The organism is Flavobacterium arabinosi, assembly GCF_048158725.1.
Taxonomy (GTDB): domain Bacteria; phylum Bacteroidota; class Bacteroidia; order Flavobacteriales; family Flavobacteriaceae; genus Flavobacterium; species Flavobacterium arabinosi.
This window is the reverse complement of record NZ_JBLNKX010000003.1, coordinates 306,138-324,376: the sequence shown is the minus strand read 5'-3', so window position 1 is coordinate 324,376 and position 18,239 is coordinate 306,138. Positions and strand designations below refer to the sequence as shown.

Annotated in this window: 8 protein-coding genes; 2 read left to right on the top strand and 6 right to left on the bottom strand. The window is 34.8% G+C overall.

Annotation, left to right across the window (positions count from 1 at the left end; all coding sequences use genetic code 11):
- Positions 1–8: 8 nt before the first annotated feature.
- From ACM55K_RS08185 to ACM55K_RS08160, 6 genes are all read right to left on the bottom strand, one after another.
- Positions 9–1,079: a glycoside hydrolase family protein gene (locus tag ACM55K_RS08185; RefSeq protein ID WP_416849749.1), complete on the bottom strand. Its 1,071-nt coding sequence runs from the start codon at positions 1,077–1,079 to the stop codon at positions 9–11.
- Positions 1,080–1,121: 42 nt separating this feature from the next.
- Complete coding sequence (locus ACM55K_RS08180) at positions 1,122–2,654, bottom strand: sialate O-acetylesterase (RefSeq protein WP_416849748.1); 1,533 nt, start codon at positions 2,652–2,654, stop codon at positions 1,122–1,124.
- A 176-nt stretch (positions 2,655–2,830) separates the two neighbouring features.
- The gene (locus ACM55K_RS08175) at positions 2,831–4,345 is read right to left on the bottom strand and encodes a RagB/SusD family nutrient uptake outer membrane protein (protein ID WP_416849747.1); all 1,515 of its coding nucleotides are present in this window, start codon (positions 4,343–4,345) and stop codon (positions 2,831–2,833) included.
- A gap of 7 nt (positions 4,346–4,352) precedes the next feature.
- Positions 4,353–7,493 carry a SusC/RagA family TonB-linked outer membrane protein gene (locus tag ACM55K_RS08170; protein WP_416849746.1) on the bottom strand — a complete coding sequence of 1,047 codons (3,141 nt, stop codon included), beginning with the start codon at positions 7,491–7,493 and terminating at the stop codon, positions 4,353–4,355.
- A 678-nt stretch (positions 7,494–8,171) separates the two neighbouring features.
- Positions 8,172–10,115, bottom strand: coding sequence for a RagB/SusD family nutrient uptake outer membrane protein (locus ACM55K_RS08165; RefSeq protein ID WP_416849745.1), 1,944 nt, complete (start codon positions 10,113–10,115; stop codon positions 8,172–8,174).
- 26 nt (positions 10,116–10,141) lie between these two features.
- Positions 10,142–13,258: a SusC/RagA family TonB-linked outer membrane protein gene (locus tag ACM55K_RS08160; RefSeq protein WP_416849744.1), complete on the bottom strand. Its 3,117-nt coding sequence runs from the start codon at positions 13,256–13,258 to the stop codon at positions 10,142–10,144.
- Positions 13,259–14,239: 981 nt separating this feature from the next.
- Between ACM55K_RS08160 and ACM55K_RS08155 the strand changes: the two genes are divergently transcribed.
- Together ACM55K_RS08155 and ACM55K_RS08150 are read left to right on the top strand one after the other, a co-directional pair.
- Positions 14,240–15,487 carry an oligogalacturonate lyase family protein gene (locus ACM55K_RS08155; protein WP_416849743.1) on the top strand — a complete coding sequence of 416 codons (1,248 nt, stop codon included), beginning with the start codon at positions 14,240–14,242 and terminating at the stop codon, positions 15,485–15,487.
- Positions 15,488–15,490: 3 nt separating this feature from the next.
- On the top strand, positions 15,491–18,229 hold the full coding sequence (locus ACM55K_RS08150) for a glycosyl hydrolase (protein ID WP_416849742.1): 2,739 nt from the start codon (positions 15,491–15,493) through the stop codon (positions 18,227–18,229).
- Positions 18,230–18,239 lie beyond the last annotated feature (10 nt).

The window sequence follows — 18,239 nt, the reverse complement described above, 5'->3', positions numbered from 1 at the left end:
AAGCCTTTTTAGGATATTTTAAAAATAAATCCTGAAGCCGTTTCAAATTTTCCCCCTTGAGAAGCTGTAAATAAATATGTTGCTTTCCCGTTTTGAAATAATAATTGTGGCCGTTCTGCCCGACCATAACGGTTTAAATGCTTGGGTGCTTCGGGTTGATTTATATATTTATTCAATGGTTGATAGGATATTGAGGGGCTATTCCAATGAATTCCGTCGTCAGAATCCATATAAAGACCATTGTCCATACCAAAAACTCCCATGTCTCTAGCTAACATTTTGAATTTTTTGTTTTCGTACCAAACAAAAGCATCCTCACATTGTTTATTATCTCCCAATGTAGAGAAATCGACCACTGGATTACCTACGTATTTTTCATAAGGGCCGTGCAGCGATTTAGATATGGCTAATCCATATTTTCTATTTCCTTTAATTGGAAATTTTGGATGGACATAATTTTCGATATCTAATGATTTATAATAGAGCCAATATTCTCCATTGGGGTGTTTTAAAAAAGAAGGATTTGTGGTTAATAAATCATCCCAGGAGCCTTCTTCTCCGGGTAATAATAAGGGTTTACCCGGTCTTTCCCAAGGTCCATAAAGTGAATCTGAAGTGGCTAATCCAATACGTTTCGTATTCATTTTACCATTGGAATTACCCATAAAAAACAGCGCATATTTTCCATCCACAAAATGAATACTGGGGTTATGGCATGTGGTTGCATCCCAAAAACCTTCTCCACGAGGAGCTAAAACAGTACTTACATAAGTATAAGGCCCTTCGGGACTATCGGCTGTTGCATGAGCAATTTCGGAACTATTGATCCATCCACTCATACTTTTCGCTTTCGGCCATCGCGAAAAAAACACATGAATTTTGCCGTCAGGCCCTTCAATAGGACTGTTGCACCACACATAATAATCTTCAAATTCTAATACACGACCAACTGGTTGAAGTTTCTTTTCAAAATCAGAAAGGTTTGGATCACTCATAAAACCACTACCTCTAGTTGCAAACGGGAGGCATAAACTCATAAGAGCGAGGGAATTTCCAACTATAAATTTTCTTCGGTTCATTTCCTATATATTAGATTTTGATACAAAACTTCTTATCTATAATTAATTTTTGACGGTTTGACTTACCCAATTATCTGTCCTGAAAGGGGAAGTCGGCAAATTTTCTTTATTGAATAAATTAGGTTCCGGCACCGCTTTCCATGCAAAACGAATTGCTACTGGTTTTTTTACTTTTGCAGCAAAAACTACAACGGTCTTACCGTCAATTTTGGCATCAGCCGGATAAAACAACTGGTCTTCTCCTGCAATCTCAAATTCTTTCAAAACGTCTCCGTTTTTTACAAGCCCAGAATTGGCATAATCAAAAAACAATTGAACTCGTTCTTTTTTGATTTTCATGTGGTTATAAATAGGTCCTGAGTACACTAAATTTGGCTCATTATAGCTTTTAGCACGCGCTATCAAGGCTAGTCGTTTCCCTACAGTTTGTTTATCTATTGGGTGAATGTTTGTCGCATTTCCAACATCTGTTGTCACAACCATTCCACTATTTGGAATATTTTTTAAGGAAAGTAGCTGCGCTTCTCTTATATCTGGATTTTGTCCTTTATGGGGAGCAATTTGCACATAATAAAATGGAAAATCACCTTGTTTCCAATCACTTCTCCAATTTTTAACCATTGCCGGAAACAAGCTGCGATACAGATAGGCTTGCTCAGCATTGCTTTCTCCCTGATACCAAATTACGCCTTTCATAGTGTAATTCGTTAAAGGTTGTAACATGGCGTTATAAAGTACATAAGAGGTTTTGTTTTCTTCTTTTTTAGGCTTTTTTAATTCACTTTTAGATGCATCGTTGTTGTTAGCGATTCGTTCTTTTTTTAAATTCAAATAGTAGTTTTCCAGTTTTTCTTGGAATAATTTTTCATTTTTTGCATCGGTTTCCAAAATGGACAAAAAATCTGGATTCTCTTCCAAAACATTTTGCGAAGTCCAGGCTTCGGCCTTTGTTCCACCCCATGAAGACGAAATCAATCCTATCGGAATTTTTAAATTTTGATACAAATCCCTTCCAAAAAAAAAGGCGACAGCAGAAAATGTTTTCACATTGTTTGGGGAACATACGGCCCAACTTCCAGTAACATCATTTAATGGTTTTTGAGAGGCTTTAGTCAATACAGTGAATATTCTAATATTCGGGTAGGTGGCGTTTACAATTTCTTCTTCGTAATTTTTCACACCCGTTTTCCAAGTTCCTTCTTCTTTTCCTACCGGAAAATACATATTCGATTGTCCTGAACAAATCCAAACTTCGCCAATAAGCACATTGTGAAGAATGATTTTATTGGTAGCTTCAATAGTAATGTCATAGGCTTTTTCACTGCCTTGAGGGGTATTAACTACTGTTTTCCAAGTTCCATCCAGATTCGTTATAATTTCTAAAGGAGAATTTTGCCACCCCAATTGAATATTTATTTTTTCATTTGGCGCTGCCCATCCCCATAAATTCACTTTTGCGTTTTGTTGTAAAACCATATTATCACTAACCAAGGCAGGTAATTTAACTTGAGCCGACAAAGACAGTTTTGCACCTAAAACAATTAGAATTATAAGAAGTTTTTTTAAATGAATCATATTATTTAATTTTTAGTACTAAACATTAAAGATAAAAGAGTTGAATAGCAAAAGCATCCTGTGCTTCCCTGTACAAGGAATAATTGTAAAACAAAAAAATTACGCTATTGTCCTAAAAGATAAAAAGCGCTACGATCAAAAATCATAGCGCTTTCTATTTAACTAAAAACTAAAAATTAATCATAACCAGGATTTTGTGTGTAAAGACCTGGAGCAGCTAATATTTCTTGTAATGGAAATGGATAAAGCAAAGAGTTTTTATCTATCGTAAGTATTTTCTTTTGAGTATCCTCTAAAGTTTTCCAATTATTCATGATAGTCAAAGCATTACCTGATCTTATTAAATCGAACCATCTTGTACCTTCTGAAAAGAATTCTTTTCTTCTTTCGTCAAATAATTGGCTCAAAGTTGTATTTACAGCATTTGCAGGGATACCCGCTCTAGTTCTCACTTGATTCATGATTGCATCAACGTCTGCTTGAGTTCCACCACCACCGTGAAGTGTACATTCGGCCATCAACATCAATACATCAGTATATCGCATAACCATAAAATCTACTCCCCAATCAGTTCGAGATAATCCATATCTCGTTTTGTCTATATATTTCTTGAAAACAGGAAGCGTATAGGCAAGACCTGTAGCGGTGTAACTAGTAGCAATACCAAATGTTTTTCTTTTGTCAGCAGTGGCAAAACTACTTACAAGTCCAGTTGAAATTGGTCTGGCTTCCAAAGATCCTTGTGCTGATATACCAATTGATGTAAAATAAGGCTCGTATCCAACTTCAATTACGAAATTACCACCTGTATCATTTCCTGAAGTATAAGGAATAGTCAAAACGTTTTCTTTGTTAGTAAGTCCTTCTGTTGTAAATATGGTGGCATAATCAGCTCCAAAAGCATATAAACCACTTGTTTTTACATCATTTAATTGCTGATACCCTTTAGCCCATTCGTTAAGTCCCAAAGTAGATCCGTCTATGCCGTAAGTTGGACTAGAACGAGTCATGTACACAAGCCCTAAAAACGCCTTGGCAGCAAATTTGTTTACCCTTCCATAGTCTGCAGCTAAATAAGAAGCTGGTAAATCAGTTGTTGCTATTTGTAAGTCGGATAAAATTAAATTATATATATCAGCAACAGGAGTTCTTCCTATTTTACCAGCTTCTTGAGCTGTTACTGTTTTATCAATTAAGGGAACACGACCAAACCATCTTATCAGGTCAAAATAACAGAATGCTCTAAGAAAATGAGCTTCAGCAGTCATAACAACTCTATCAGCAGGAAGAGGAATAACACTTCCTTTTTCATCTAATTTTTCCAGTAATTGATTAGCATAAAAGATAGCTTTATAATTACTTACATAAGCCTCTTTAATATAAGAATTAGAACTTATCGAAGTGTAAAAACTGTTAATACCTTCCCATTCTCTTGAAGCCGTTGTAGTAGCATACAAATTGTCGGATCTGGTTTCACTTAAATTCAACACTCTGTTCGCATAACCATATTCGTTAGCACCGTGAAAAGCCCATGAATAAGTTGCATTTCTAGCTTGAACAAAGTCACCTGGCGTAGCATAAAAATTCTCGGCAGTCGCTTGAGATAATGGAAGTTGGTCAAGTTGATTTTCACATGATCCGAGAGCAAATAGCATAAAGATATTTGCAGCGAAATAAATATATTTTTTCATCGTAATTTTAATTAAAATTAATGTTAAGTCCTAAAACTATTGATTTAGCTATTGGAGCTCCTCCATAATCAACGGGAAGCGAGAAGTTACCATCAGAACTTGCAGAAGTGTTTACTGCGTCTGGATTAAAACCTACTTTGTATTTATTCCAGTAAAACCAGTTTTCTCCAGTTATGTATAATCTTGCTTTGTCAATTCTTGTCAACGATTTTACAGCTTTGGCTAAATCATAACCCAATGTTATACTTCTGATACTAACATAGTCTGAAGAATATAACCAATCCGTATTCGCTTGAAATCCAAAAGAAGTTCTCCAGTTACCTCTAACCGCAGGGTTAACATCAAGTGTATTTTCTACTGAAGCCTGTCCTGTACGATCGATAGCTCTTCCTATTAATCCATAAACGGTACCGCCATTTTGACCTTGAACTAAAATATTCAAATCAACATCTTTGTATTTGAATGTATTGGTAATTCCCCAAGTGTATTTTGGTATTGGATTCCCAACATCAACACGGTCATCAGTAGTGATTTTTTTATCACCGTTTTGATCTACATATCTCGGATCACCAAGCACTAATTTATTTCCTCCGATAGTAGTACCACCAGTATCAATATCAGCTTGAGTTACCACACCATCTTGTTTTAACATAAATAGGGTATACATTGGTTTTCCTACTTCTAATTTCACAAATGGAACGCCGCTAAGACCACTGGCTGCAATTTCAATTTTTTGTTGCCCTGATCCTAATTCCAAAACTTTATTTTCGTTATGACTAAAATTCATGGAAGTTTTCCATTGAAAATCTTTACTGGCAACATTGACTGTATTTAGTTCTGCTTCCCATCCTTGGTTTAAAACAGTTCCAATATTATCAAGATAACTGCTAAATCCAGAGGCACTTGCAATAGGTACATTTAATAGTAATTCTTTGTTTTCTTTTCTATACACTTCAAATGTTCCAGATATTCTATTTTTTAATATCGAAAAATCGACACCATAATCAATACTTTTGGATTCTTCCCAGTGTACTGCTTTGTTTTCAATTGATGAAACACCTTGTCCGATAGCAAGAACTCCTCCAACGGTATAATTATAATTTCCAAGTACTGGTTGAGGATAGCTACGAATATTATTACTACCATTCACACCTGCACTCACTCTCAATTTTAAATCGTTAATCCAATCTACATTCTCCATAAAACCTTCCTGCTTAACTCTCCACCCCAATGACAACGAAGGAAATTCACCCCATCTTTGTTCTGATCCAAATTTTGAAGAACCATCACGTCTATAACTGGCAGAAAACAAGTATTTTTCTTTATAATTATACTGCAATCTGGCAAAATAAGAAAGCAACGTATTTTTCTCTGCGGTAGTAGTACCAAGTGATCCACTAGGTAAAGTTTCGGTAACAAAATTAGTATATAGAGCACCAGAAGAAAGCGTCGATTTTGTAATTTTATAAGAGTTGAAAGACTGACCTAAAAGTACATTGAAATTATGATTTTTGAATGACTTAATATAATTTAAAGTATTTTCAATCACCGCATTTTGTCTTCTATAGGTATTATAAGATCCACGAATATCCGTCAATTTACTACCTGGCGTATAATTTTCAGCAGTATTGTCAGTATTGTCAAAATTAAGAGTACTCTTAAGTGTTAAACCATCTGTAAGCTGATAAGTTGCATAAGAGGAAACAAGGTTTCTATACATAGAGTTCTGTCCTTTTCTATCCAATAAATTAAGCATACTTGTCGTAGTGCTTCCCCATAGATACTTTACAGTATATTTTTCTCCATCAATATTGGGTGTATTTTCAAAAACTGGAGTTGCACCAAGTGCTTTGTGCAATATGTTGTCTTTTCCTTCTATTCCTGGGTCATCTTTAATAGAGTAAGAAGGAGCTAAATTAATTCCCATTTTAAATTTATCGGATAATTTGATGTCAATATTGGCTCTTGCGGAAAACAAGGAATAACCAGTGCCAACCATATACCCTTCGTTATCTTGGTAACTTGCAGAAACATAATAATTAACGGCATCGGTAGCTCCAGAAACAGCTAATTGATAATTATGAAATTCTCCTGTACTGAATACTTTATCTTGCCAATTAATATAATCTAATCCTGGATGACCTGGCATATCCCATCTATCATCATAAAGATAGGTAGGGTATCTAGCATTACTTGGGGTAAGCGGAGTCGAAGGATTTACTGCATTATAAGCAGCAGTTCTCTGTGCGGTGGTTTGAGTAGCTGTCGCTCCAGGGATTCCAGAAGCTAACCATTGTGCATCAATAAAAACTTTTGCTCTATCAATCCATTGTTGTGAATCTAACACATCCACTCTATTGGCTTCCATATTCAATCCAGAATAAGTATTAAAAGAGAATTTTGCTTTTCCTGATTTACCTTTTTTAGTTGTAATTAAAACAACTCCATTTGAAGCTCTAGAACCGTAAATCGCAGCTGCTGCCGCATCTTTTAACACTTCTACTGAAGCAATATCATTAGGGTTCATATTGTCTAATGGACTACCATTTGTAAATCCTCCTGAACCATTAGATCCCTCTGTATAAATAGGAAATCCATCTACTACATATAAAGGTTCGTTTCCAGCAGTAATAGATCCTGCACCTCTAATTTCAACACTAAAAGGTTGTCCAGGCAAACCTGAAGTTTGTTTTACCCTAACCCCTGCAATTTGTCCAATCATACCTTGATCAACTCTTGACATTGGTCGCTCCGTGAAATTCTCAGTTTTAATTCCAGAAATAGCTCCTGTCGTTAGTTTTTTCTTTTGTGTTCCATAACCAATAATAACAACTTCATTTAAGCTAGCGTTTTCAGATTCTAAAGAAACATTATAGGAATTTGCATTACCTATTTTTTGCTCTTTTGTTTTAAAACCCAAAAAAGAAAAAACTAAAGTTTCTCCTGTAGATACTGAAAGACTGTATTTCCCATCAATATCAGAAATTACTCCTTTTTTTGTTCCTTTAACAAATATATTAACTCCTGGAATAGGAAGATTTGAAGGATCATTAACTGTCCCTGTAACATTTTTTTCCTGAGCAAAACCTGATGTACACATCAAAGTGCACATGATTATACTCATCAAAAGAATAATTTTGTTTTTCATATTACATTAAATTTTATTATTAATTCAATCCAAATATATCCATAAGGAAAACATCCTCTATCCTGTGCCTCCCTGTAGTTTTTTAACATAATATTATAATTTGAATTATATATAATTCCTACAAATCATAAGTTATTGATTTTGAATTGTTTAAATATAAAGTTTGCGAAAAGTTTATTTTATTTTTTTAATTTTTAAACATATTTTAAAAAAAACGGAATTTTTATCCTAAAAAAATAATTTATTGATACCATATAAATGCATGATACATTAACTTTCTATCTTAAAAATTAAACAGATTACTGAGGATAGTATTTTTTTGTTTAGTTTGAATAGATAGTATACTAAACATATAATTATGAAGTTAATTAGTAGTCAGTCTAAAAACAACTGTAGTTACAAATACTTCTAGAAGTTAATTTTGTTTTATTTCCTTTTTCATACAGCAATTTTTCAGAATTATAAAGAGACACTTCTGCCTCATTTGTTGTTATCAGAACAGGAAAAAACTTTATTAAATAAGAATATTTAATAAAAGAGTTAAATATTTACACCTATTTTATTTTTGGTTATGACAATAGATTTTGTTAACCTTTAATCTAGAAAGAAGCATATAAAAAAAGCGCTATAGTAAAAACTATAGCGCTTAAAAAAATATTTAATAATAGATCCTTTAGATTAATAACCAGGATTTTGCATTGCTTGTTTTTCAGTAGCCGTCAATGGTTTTCCACTTGCATATATTCCATCTAAAAAAGTTTGAGGAATAGGACGCAGGTTATGAAAATCTTGAACATTTGGAGCTGCTTCAGGATTGTAAGCTTTTGCTCTAGCTACCAAAGTTTTAGTTCTACTTAAGTCCTCCCAACGGTGAAACTCTCCACAAAGTTCTCTAGTACGCTCATTCAATATTAGACACAGCATTCGGTCGTAATCACTAGAGTATCCTAGTTTTGTAATTACAGCCTGATCCGCTGCAGGCAAGGCACTAATGCTAGCGATTGTTAAGTTAGTTGCCGCAGTTGTAGTTGCAATGTTATTAGATTCGTAATACGAGTTTTCTGGAATAAAAGAAATAGGAATCCCTACTTGTCCAGCAACTGTCCATGCAGCTGAACCATCAGTATAAGCAGCACGATTTTCTCCAGATTTGTAATTAGCACGTGTACGAACTGTATTAATGTAAGATAGAGCATCTGCAAAAGTAGCTGTTCCTAATTTAGCCAAACGCACTTTTGCTTCAGCGGCCATCAAATAGGTTTCTGCCGAACGCGCTAATACCATATCACGAGATCCTTTTGTGTTAGCTACATCTACTCTGTTACCATCCAGATGTTTGCTTAAAGATGGAAATCTTACATCAGCCATTAAGCCAACTTTGTCTGCTGCATAAGCTACATAAACACTTGGAATTGTTTTTCCGGTTTTTGAATAGATTATAGCATCTGTATTTTTAGTTTTTGCAAAGCGAGTGTCCGTAGCGTTATTGATAACGTACATAATACCTAAATCACCATTTACATAATAAGTTCCTGATTTATTGTTGACGATGCTTTTTGTTTGAAAACTTTTCCAGAAACGAGAATCATTTACTTGGTCAAATACATCAAAAACAAAATAAGTAGGTGCCAAACGGCTAAACGGTCTTCCCCCTGCCAGGTTACGTCTCATTTGAGGTAACTGGTCATAAGTCGAAAGAAAATGCAAGTGTTGTTGATTACCTCCGGAAGTCAAAGCACTGGCATTGAACTGGGCCGACAAGATTAATTCCGGTAGTTTTTCATTTGCACCATCTGCAGTGGTATAGTTCCATAAATCGCCAAAGTTTGCTGCTAATGGATGGCTAGCAATAACTTGGTTTGACAAGGTAACTACTTGCAGTAAATCAGCAGCTTTTGTAGTCGAGTTCCAACTGTCATTAATTTCGCTGGCACGACTTAAATAAGCTTTTGCTAAATAGTGGGCAGCCGCATCTTTAGTAATTTTAGCAGGTGATCCTGTATTACTTAATAAGCTATATGCTTGTGTAAAATCAGCAATTACTTGTTTCAAGACTTCTTCTGGAGTCGCTCTGGTAAATTCTAATTCTACAGTAGAACTTGTAGTCAATTTTATAGGTACACCTCCATATTGGCTCACAAGTTTTAAGTAATTGAAAGCTCTCAAAAAGTATCCTTCCCCTAATGCTGTTTTCTTGATAGCATCATTAGTAGAAACAATTGCTGTAGCTGATTCAATTAATTGATTGGCATTACCAATTCCAATATACAAATTATCCCAATTAGTGTTAGCTGCAACAGTGTTAGCATTAGATACTGTTACAAAAGCTTTTAGACCGGTAGAATACGAGTTCCATGTCCAGTTAGAGGGATCTCCACCGGCATGAAATTCATCTGTACCTGATTGTGTTGCCGTAAGAGGTACTTCGCTACTCAATTCTGCTGCAAATACTTGGTAGTAAGTTCCAACAGCCAAAGCTTGAATTCCTACTTCGGTGGTGTAATAATCCTTGCTATACGCAGTATTTAATTCTTCGTCCAGGTAATCTTGGTTGCAGGATGTACTAAGACCCAATGTAGCTACTAGCATCAAATTGATGTATAGTTTTTTATAATTTTTCATAATTTATTTTTTATTAAAATTTAATTTTAGAATTGTACATTCATTCCTAAAGTAAATCCTCTATTAGAAGCAGTCGTTTGTGTGTCTAGATCAGTCCATTTAACTTTAGAAAAAATCATACCTGGATTGCTTGCTTGAATATAAAATCTCATTTTAGAAACACCAATTTGCTCTACCAATTCTTCTGTGAAGCTGTACCCTAAAGAGATGTTTCGTATTTTTAAGAACGAACCATTACGATACCCTAAAATAGGAAAAAAGGAATCACCAGTACCTGCCGAAAAGATTGGTTTTTGGTATTCTGAATTGGTATTATTATCATTATAATAATTAATAGCTCTTTGACTCGCTTTTGCACCTTCGTTTTCTCCTCCTGTATTATAAGTGTATCCCATACGTCCATATACAAAGAAAGATAATTCGATATTTTTATAACTAAAACTATTCGTTAATCCTGTTATAAATTTTGGATCAGCACTACCTATTATCACACGGTCGTTGTTAGCATCAATTTTATAGTCACCATTTTGATCTACCGGTCTGGCATTTCCGAATGAAAACACAGGAGTGGTTGCAAACGCGTTGAATTTGGCCATTTCGACAGCATCCTCTGGTTTCCAAATTCCGTTTGATTCAAAACCATAAATCACATTTTGCGATTGTCCGATAAATAAGTTGTTGTTGATGTCATCAAATTTACCATTTTGTAAAGAAACAATACGGCTTTTTTGGTAGGAACCACTAAAGCTAGAACTCCATTCAAAATCTTTCGTTCTTACATTTATAGTATTCAAAGTAAGTTCTACTCCATTTCCTTTTGTTTCCCCTACGTTTTGATACGTATTAGTAACTCCAATAACCGTTGGAACACTTCTTCTTAATAATAAATCAGTAGTTTGACTTGTATAATATTCTAAAGCACCAGATAACCTGCTGTTAAACATAGAGAAATCGATACCATAGTTAAACTGTGCCGTTTGCTCCCAGCCCAATTCTAAATTACCTAAAGAGGTATTATTTGTTACACCCGATCCTGTTGCGTAAACTATTCCTGTTAATGGAGGTTGGGTAGCGTAAGCAGGTACTGCGGCATTTCCGGTTTCTCCGTAACCTGCCCTTAGTTTTAATTGGTTAATCCAAGATGCATCTTTCAAAAAATTCTCTCTATCTAAACGCCATGCTACAGAAGCACTAGGAAAAATCGACGCTTTGTTTCCCGGAGCTAACTGAGAAGCTTCATCCTGACGAACTGATGCCGTAAGTAAGTATTTGTCGGCATAGCCATAGTTTACTCTACCCATATAAGATAACAATCCAGTATCTGTAAGGCCAGAAGAATAGCTGGCAAGCGTTACATTTGCAGGAGTTAAAGCATTCCATTTGTTTGCCACATTTTTAATGTCATTGGCAGACATGGCACTTCCTTCATTGTGGTATTGCGTTTGACTCTGCAATAAAGTCAAGCCAAAATTATGGTTGCCTACTGTTTTATTGTAAAAAAGTAAATGGTCTAAAGTATAAGAAATGGATTGTTCTTTTGCCAATGAAGCAAAACTTGTACCGGAACGAATCGCTGATTTACCATCTAAAAACACCCCGTCGCGGTAAGACGTAATATCCGGACCAAAATTGACACGGTATTTTAAACCATCAAGTGCGTGAGAAAATGAACCAAAATCTAACTGCGCATAAAAGCTACCAAAAGCACGTAATGTTATACGTTGGTCTTGAGAGAATTTGTCTTCGTCGACAACGGTTCTAATAGTTGTATCTCCTCCTGGATTATCAATACGTACTCCATTGCTGTCGTAAGGAACTGCGTACGGAAGATTAGCACGAGCTGTTTGATATATCCCTCCAGAACTTGTAGTGGCAGATCTACCCACGTTAGATTGTCCGAATTCGTTTATACTATAGCTGGTATTAAGATTAGCTCCCATAGAGAACCATTTAGTTGGTGTAATATCAATACTGGCAGTACCATTGTAGCGTTTGTAACCTTGACCTTTTAATGTTCCTGTATTATCCAAAAAGCCAAAAGAACCATACGCTTTCATTTTCTCTGTACCACCACTAACACTTACGTTGTGTTGTTGCGTAATCCCAGTTTGAGTAACAAACTTAGTCCAATCGGTGGTCGCCACTTTAGAACCATCCCATGTACCTCCAGCCCATCCTTTTTGGATGTTTGCCCATGCTGATGGATCAGCAGATTCCAAGAAAATTAATTTATCATTCACGATATTTGGCGCATCTCCTTTTGGGAAAGCAGTTGGATTTGAGTAATGTCTTCCCCAACGACGAAAGTCAATGTATTCTCCCGCAGTCATCATTGGAGCATTCTCATGTATCGTTTCTGTAACTATAGAAGTATCGTAATTTAAAGTGAATTTTCCGTTTTTACCTTTTTTGGTTGTTACAATGATAACCCCATTGGCACCACGAGAACCATAAATAGCAGTAGCCGAAGCGTCTTTTAGCACGTCAATTGTTTCAATGTCATTAGGGTTTAAAAAATCGATCCCACCCGAATTTGGATCAACACTAATTTTTCCTGCTGAATCGGTAACTAGTCTTGAATTTAAAGGAATTCCATCAACAACATAAAGTGGTGAATTGGAAGCCGAAATAGAGCGCGCCCCACGTATGGTAATACTTCCTACTTGTCCAGGGCGTTCGTTAGATGATATATCTACACCAGCAGCTTTTCCTTGCATAGCTTGCACCGCATTTTGTACAGGTCTAGAGGCAATTTCTTCAGCACCTACACTTACAATAGATCCGGTAAGATCTTTTTTCTTCTTTACACCGTAACCTACTACAACAACTTCATCTAGTGTTGCGCTTTCAGATTCTAAAGTAATATTATAGGAGCTTGCAGCACCTACTGTTTGCTCTTTTGCTTTAAAACCAATATAAGAAAAAACTAATGTAGCTCCATCTGGAACTGCAATGCTGTATTTACCATCAAAATCGGTACTTACTCCTTTTTGGGTTCCTTTAATAAGGACGTTTACTCCTGGTATAGGGAATTTTGAGGCGTCGCTTATTACCCCCGTAATTGTTTTTCCTTGAGCATAACCAGATGTGTATAATAATACACATATGATGGTGCTCATCAAAATTTTAAGTTTGTTTTTCATGAAATAGTATTTAGTTTAGTTAATATTCAAATAAATTGTTTTGTCAAAACAGCTGATAATCTAGTGTTACCTAATTTGTACATGATTAGACTATCATAGAAAAAAAATGCTGAATTAGTTTTGATTTTCTGTGCCTAATGCTGTTTTTGTAACAAATACGTTTATATACCAATTTTAAATAAATGTAATCGATTACACAAAACTATATAATAATTTTCAATTCACCAAAGTAAATTCAAATAAATTATTATAAATACAAAAAAAACAATAAAAAAAAACACTTCTAATAAAAATTCTGAAACCTTTGATAACATTAGTCAAATCAGGTAATCAACATAGAATACATGATTAAGCTTATCAAAAAGATTAATTTTGTTTTCTTAAAGATTTAAATTAGTAAATTATTCAAAACTATTTATACGTCACCCTATACTTATCCTGTACTATCCTGCTTATTTTCAATATTTTATGATTTTTTGTAAAATTGATTTTTATTTAGCATGTAATCGATTGCAATTCAATATTTTGAATTTTTAACTTAATTTTTTGTATTTATAATAATTTATTATTTGTAAATATGACAATTATACAATTTTTAAAGTTTTTGTGTGAAATTTCGACATCTGAAATGCTAAAAAAAAAGTTTGGGAAGTATTAGAGAGATAAAATCACAATGCAATTGTTCGTTTTTATATTATTTCAAAAATAAATCCTGATGCAGTTTCCTATTCCCCCACCTTAGAAAACAGTAAATAAATTCAAAGGTTTCCCGTTTTGAAACAAGACCAAAAAAATCATGGTTATTGGGAATTTTTAAAACTAAAAATTTATAAATAATAGTCATGAAAAGGAAAAATTGAATGGATTTATTTGAATTAAACGACATTGATGACGCTATATTCGAAAACACAGGATGCAACAGGATAGCATTTCTAAAGAGAGATTCTATTTTTACTTTAAAATTTTTTATTTAAATAGCAAATGAGAACTCTTAAATTAGTGTTGGCTATTGTAATACTATTTTGTTTTTCCTGTAAAGAAAAACAGAATACTATTAGCAATCAAAGCAAGATTCCAGTTTTGGAAACCTCCAAAGAAAGTTCATTGGCTGCCGTTTGGATAGATTCAGAGACTGGACACAAAATAGAAAAGTTGATTGACCGAAAAGGAAACAATAGCAGTTTTTATTTTCACAACAATCCATTTTTACCCACAAAAAACAAAAAAGGATGGTTAATGGTTTTTTACGGAAGTACTCCTAATGGGTCGCAATTATTTACAATAGATTTGAAAACAAAAAATATTGTTCAAATCACAAATAAATTCGGAAATAAAAGTGGCGAAATTGTAGGTGACAAAACACGTAAAGTGTATTACCGAATGAATGACAGTATTTTCGCTACCCACATTGATACACACAAAACAACATTTATCTTTAAATTCCCAACAGACAAAATGGGATCAATAACTACTTTAAATGCTGATGAAACTATGCTTGGTGGGGTTATATCCTCCAAAGAAGAACAAGAGATAATGAAAAAATACCCTGAGAAAAAGGACTTTTTCGACAGAATATATGATGCAAAGTTAGAGCGCACTTTAATTACAATTGATGTAGCAAATGGAAGCCTAAAAGAATTATTTTCTGAAAAAGCTTGGTTGAACCATGAGCAATTCTCTCCAACTGATCCTAAATTATTGATGTACTGCCACGAAGGGCCTTGGCATAAGGTGGATAGGATATGGAATGTGAATATTGATACAAAAAATAAGGAAATCATTCACAAAAGAACAGTTGAAAGGGAAATTGCTGGACATGAATTTTTCAGTCCTGACGGTAAAACAATTTGGTTTGACCTTCAAATACCCAGAGGAGAAACTTTTTATCTTGCAGGAAAAAATCTTAAAAATGGAGCAGAAAAACGATACGCATTACAACGCGATGAATGGTCTATTCATTACAACATTGCTCCAAATTTAAAATCCTTTGCCGGTGATGGTGGCAACGATGGACAAGTCGCTCATGCCAAAGATGGCCGATGGATTTACCACTTCATACCTAAAGGAGATAAGATGGTTTCCACAAAATTAGTGAACATGAAAAACCATAATTATAAATTAGAACCCAATGTACATTTTTCTCCAGACGGAAAATTGATTATTTTTAGGGCTAATTTTGAAGGGAATTCCCAAATCTATGCCGTAGAAATTGATAAAGTTAAACAATAATATATGTCCATGAAATTTAAACAATATTACATCCTTATTGCAATAGGGATTCTTTTTTCTCATGAATCTTCTGCTCAAACAAAAGCAGTTTCGCCATGGCCAAAAATAACAAATACAAATCAGCCATGGGCCCGTTGGTGGTGGATGGGAAGCGCCGTTGACAAGCCTAATCTTAAAAAAAACCTTATCGATTTACACAAGGCCGGTATTGGTGGTGTAGAAATAACTCCTATTTATGGTGTAAAAGGTGAAGAAGGAAATTTTATAGATTACCTCTCCCCAAAATGGATGGAAATGCTGGATTATACAATTCATATTGCAGATAGTACTGGCATGCAAGTTGATATGGTTTTAGGTACGGGTTGGCCTTATGGAGGTTCTCAAGTAACCTTACCCTATGCCGCAACAAAATTAGTGGTAGAGAAATATAGTGTAAAAAAAGGAGCAAAAATCATTCAAGAAATCAAACCTGACAGTACCAAAGAAAAAGTACCTGCCCAACTTTTAAATGTAGTGGGTTATGGCGCTGATGGCACCTATATTGACCTGACGGATAAATTGGAGGGAAAACTCTTGAAATGGAAAGCCAAAAAAACAGATTATACGCTGTATGCCATTTTTAGCGGAAAAACAGGACAGCAGGTAAAACGAGCAGCCCCAGGAGGAAAAGGCTACACTTTAGATCATTATTCAGAAGAAGCCCTTAACGCTTATGTGGTTCCTTTTGATAAAGCATTCAAAGGATTTGAAGGAAAAGTACGTTCGATTTTTAATGATAGTTATGAAGTATACGACACTGATTTTACGCCTCAATTCCTGAAAGAATTTGAAAGCAGAAGAGGTTATGATCTTAAAAAACAACTCCCAAAACTATTAAGCAAAACAGATAATGAAACGGACAACCGAATTAAAAGCGATTATCGTGAAACCCTTTCTGATTTATTATTGAACCGTTTTGATAAACCGTGGACCAATTGGGCGCATACCAAAAAATTTAAAACAAGACTTCAGGCACATGGATCTCCAGGAAATCTGATTGATTTATACGCTTCCGCAGATATTCCAGAATGCGAAACCTTTGGTTCTATGCCCTTTGATATTAATGGTTTAAGAAGAGAAAAACAAGACATTCGAGAAGGTGATGCTGATCCTGTCATGCTTAAATTTTCTTCCTCAGCAGCGCATATTGCAGGAAAACCATTGGTTTCTTCAGAGACTTTTACTTGGTTACGCGATCATTTCAAAATAGCATTGTCACAATGCAAACCAGAGGCTGAAGAGTTGCTGCTTAATGGAGTCAACCATATTTTTCTTCATGGTTCTACTTATTCGCCAGAGCGAGCAAAATGGCCGGGATGGAAGTTTTATGCTTCTGCAAATTTTAATGAAACCGATCCCACTTGGGAGGATGCTCCTTCCCTATTTTCTTATATTGCCAGTTGCCAGTCGATGCTTCAACAGGGCAAATCTGATAATGAAACCTTATTGTATTGGCCTATTTATGATACTTGGAACAAGTACCAAGGCGGAACTTTGTTTTTTCAGTTTAAAATACACTCCCTTTCAGAATGGTTAAAAGGAACTGCTTTTTATGATACTACCCAAAACCTAATGAAGAATGGCTATGGAGTAGATTTTATTTCGGATAATTTTATTTCTCAAGCACAGGTTAAAGACGGAAAAATAGTTTTACCGGGAGGAACTTTTAAATCTTTGATTGTTCCAGCCTGCGATAAAATGCCAATGGCAACTTTAGAAAAATTAATAGCCTTGAAAAGAGCTGGAGGAGCAATTATTTTCCAAGGGCTTCCATCATCAGTTCCCGGTTATAATGAATATGAAAAACAGAACAAAAAATTAGCTGCTTTAATTGAAGAAAACAAAAAAAGTATTCAACCTGTTGCTGACCTATTCCAAGCATTAGATGAAGCACAAGTATATCCTGAAACACTAGTTAACTCAGGTTTAAAATACATCCGAAGAACTATTGACGGAGAAAAAATCTACTATTTGGTTAATCATACTTCTAAAGCAATCGATGGTTTTATTCCGTTAAAAATTGGCAACAAGGAAGTGGTAATTTTTGATCCGTTAACCAAAGAATACGGTAATGCTATTGTTCAAAAAAAATCAGATGCAACATTGGTTAAGCTTCACCTTGAATCCGGACAATCTTTTATACTTAAAACGGAAGATAAAGCGTCACAACAGGAATGGAAATATTATCAAAAATCAGCCGATGCCATTGCCTTAAAAGGAAATTGGGAATTGTCTTTTGATAAAGGAGGACCTAAATTACCTTCGAATGCCAAAGTTTCAACTTTAGAATCCTGGACAAAATTAAGTCCAGAAGCAGAAGCCTTTTCAGGAACCGCAACCTATACTTTACAATTTGATGCTCCAAATACAGCAGCGGACAATTGGAATTTGAATCTTGGAGATGTTCGCGAAAGTGCCGAAGTATGGTTGAATAATTCGTATATTGGAACCGCTTGGTCGGCACCTTTTACAATTAATCTGGGAAAACTGAAAAAAGGAAAAAATACATTGACCGTTAAAGTCACTAATCTTGGAGCCAACAGAGTTAGAGATATGGAACTCAAAGGAGAAGAATGGAAGATTTTTTACGAGATAAATATGGTAGATAAGGATTATAAAAAATTTGATGCCACGAAATGGGATCCTACTCCATCAGGATTGTTAGGTCCAGTTACTATTACACCATTAAAAGAAAACAATTAATTTTAATTAA

Excerpts from the sequence above, each read along its gene's own strand:
- ACM55K_RS08185 (WP_416849749.1), bottom strand. The coding sequence starts at position 1,079 with ATGAACCGAAGAAAATTTATAGTTGGAAATTCCCTCGCTCTTATGAGT.
- ACM55K_RS08180 (WP_416849748.1), bottom strand. The coding sequence starts at position 2,654 with ATGATTCATTTAAAAAAACTTCTTATAATTCTAATTGTTTTAGGTGCA.
- ACM55K_RS08175 (WP_416849747.1), bottom strand. The coding sequence starts at position 4,345 with ATGAAAAAATATATTTATTTCGCTGCAAATATCTTTATGCTATTTGCT.
- ACM55K_RS08170 (WP_416849746.1), bottom strand. The coding sequence starts at position 7,493 with ATGAAAAACAAAATTATTCTTTTGATGAGTATAATCATGTGCACTTTG.
- ACM55K_RS08165 (WP_416849745.1), bottom strand. The coding sequence starts at position 10,115 with ATGAAAAATTATAAAAAACTATACATCAATTTGATGCTAGTAGCTACA.
- ACM55K_RS08160 (WP_416849744.1), bottom strand. The coding sequence starts at position 13,258 with ATGAAAAACAAACTTAAAATTTTGATGAGCACCATCATATGTGTATTA.
- ACM55K_RS08155 (WP_416849743.1), top strand. The coding sequence starts at position 14,240 with ATGAGAACTCTTAAATTAGTGTTGGCTATTGTAATACTATTTTGTTTT.
- ACM55K_RS08150 (WP_416849742.1), top strand. The coding sequence starts at position 15,491 with ATGTCCATGAAATTTAAACAATATTACATCCTTATTGCAATAGGGATT.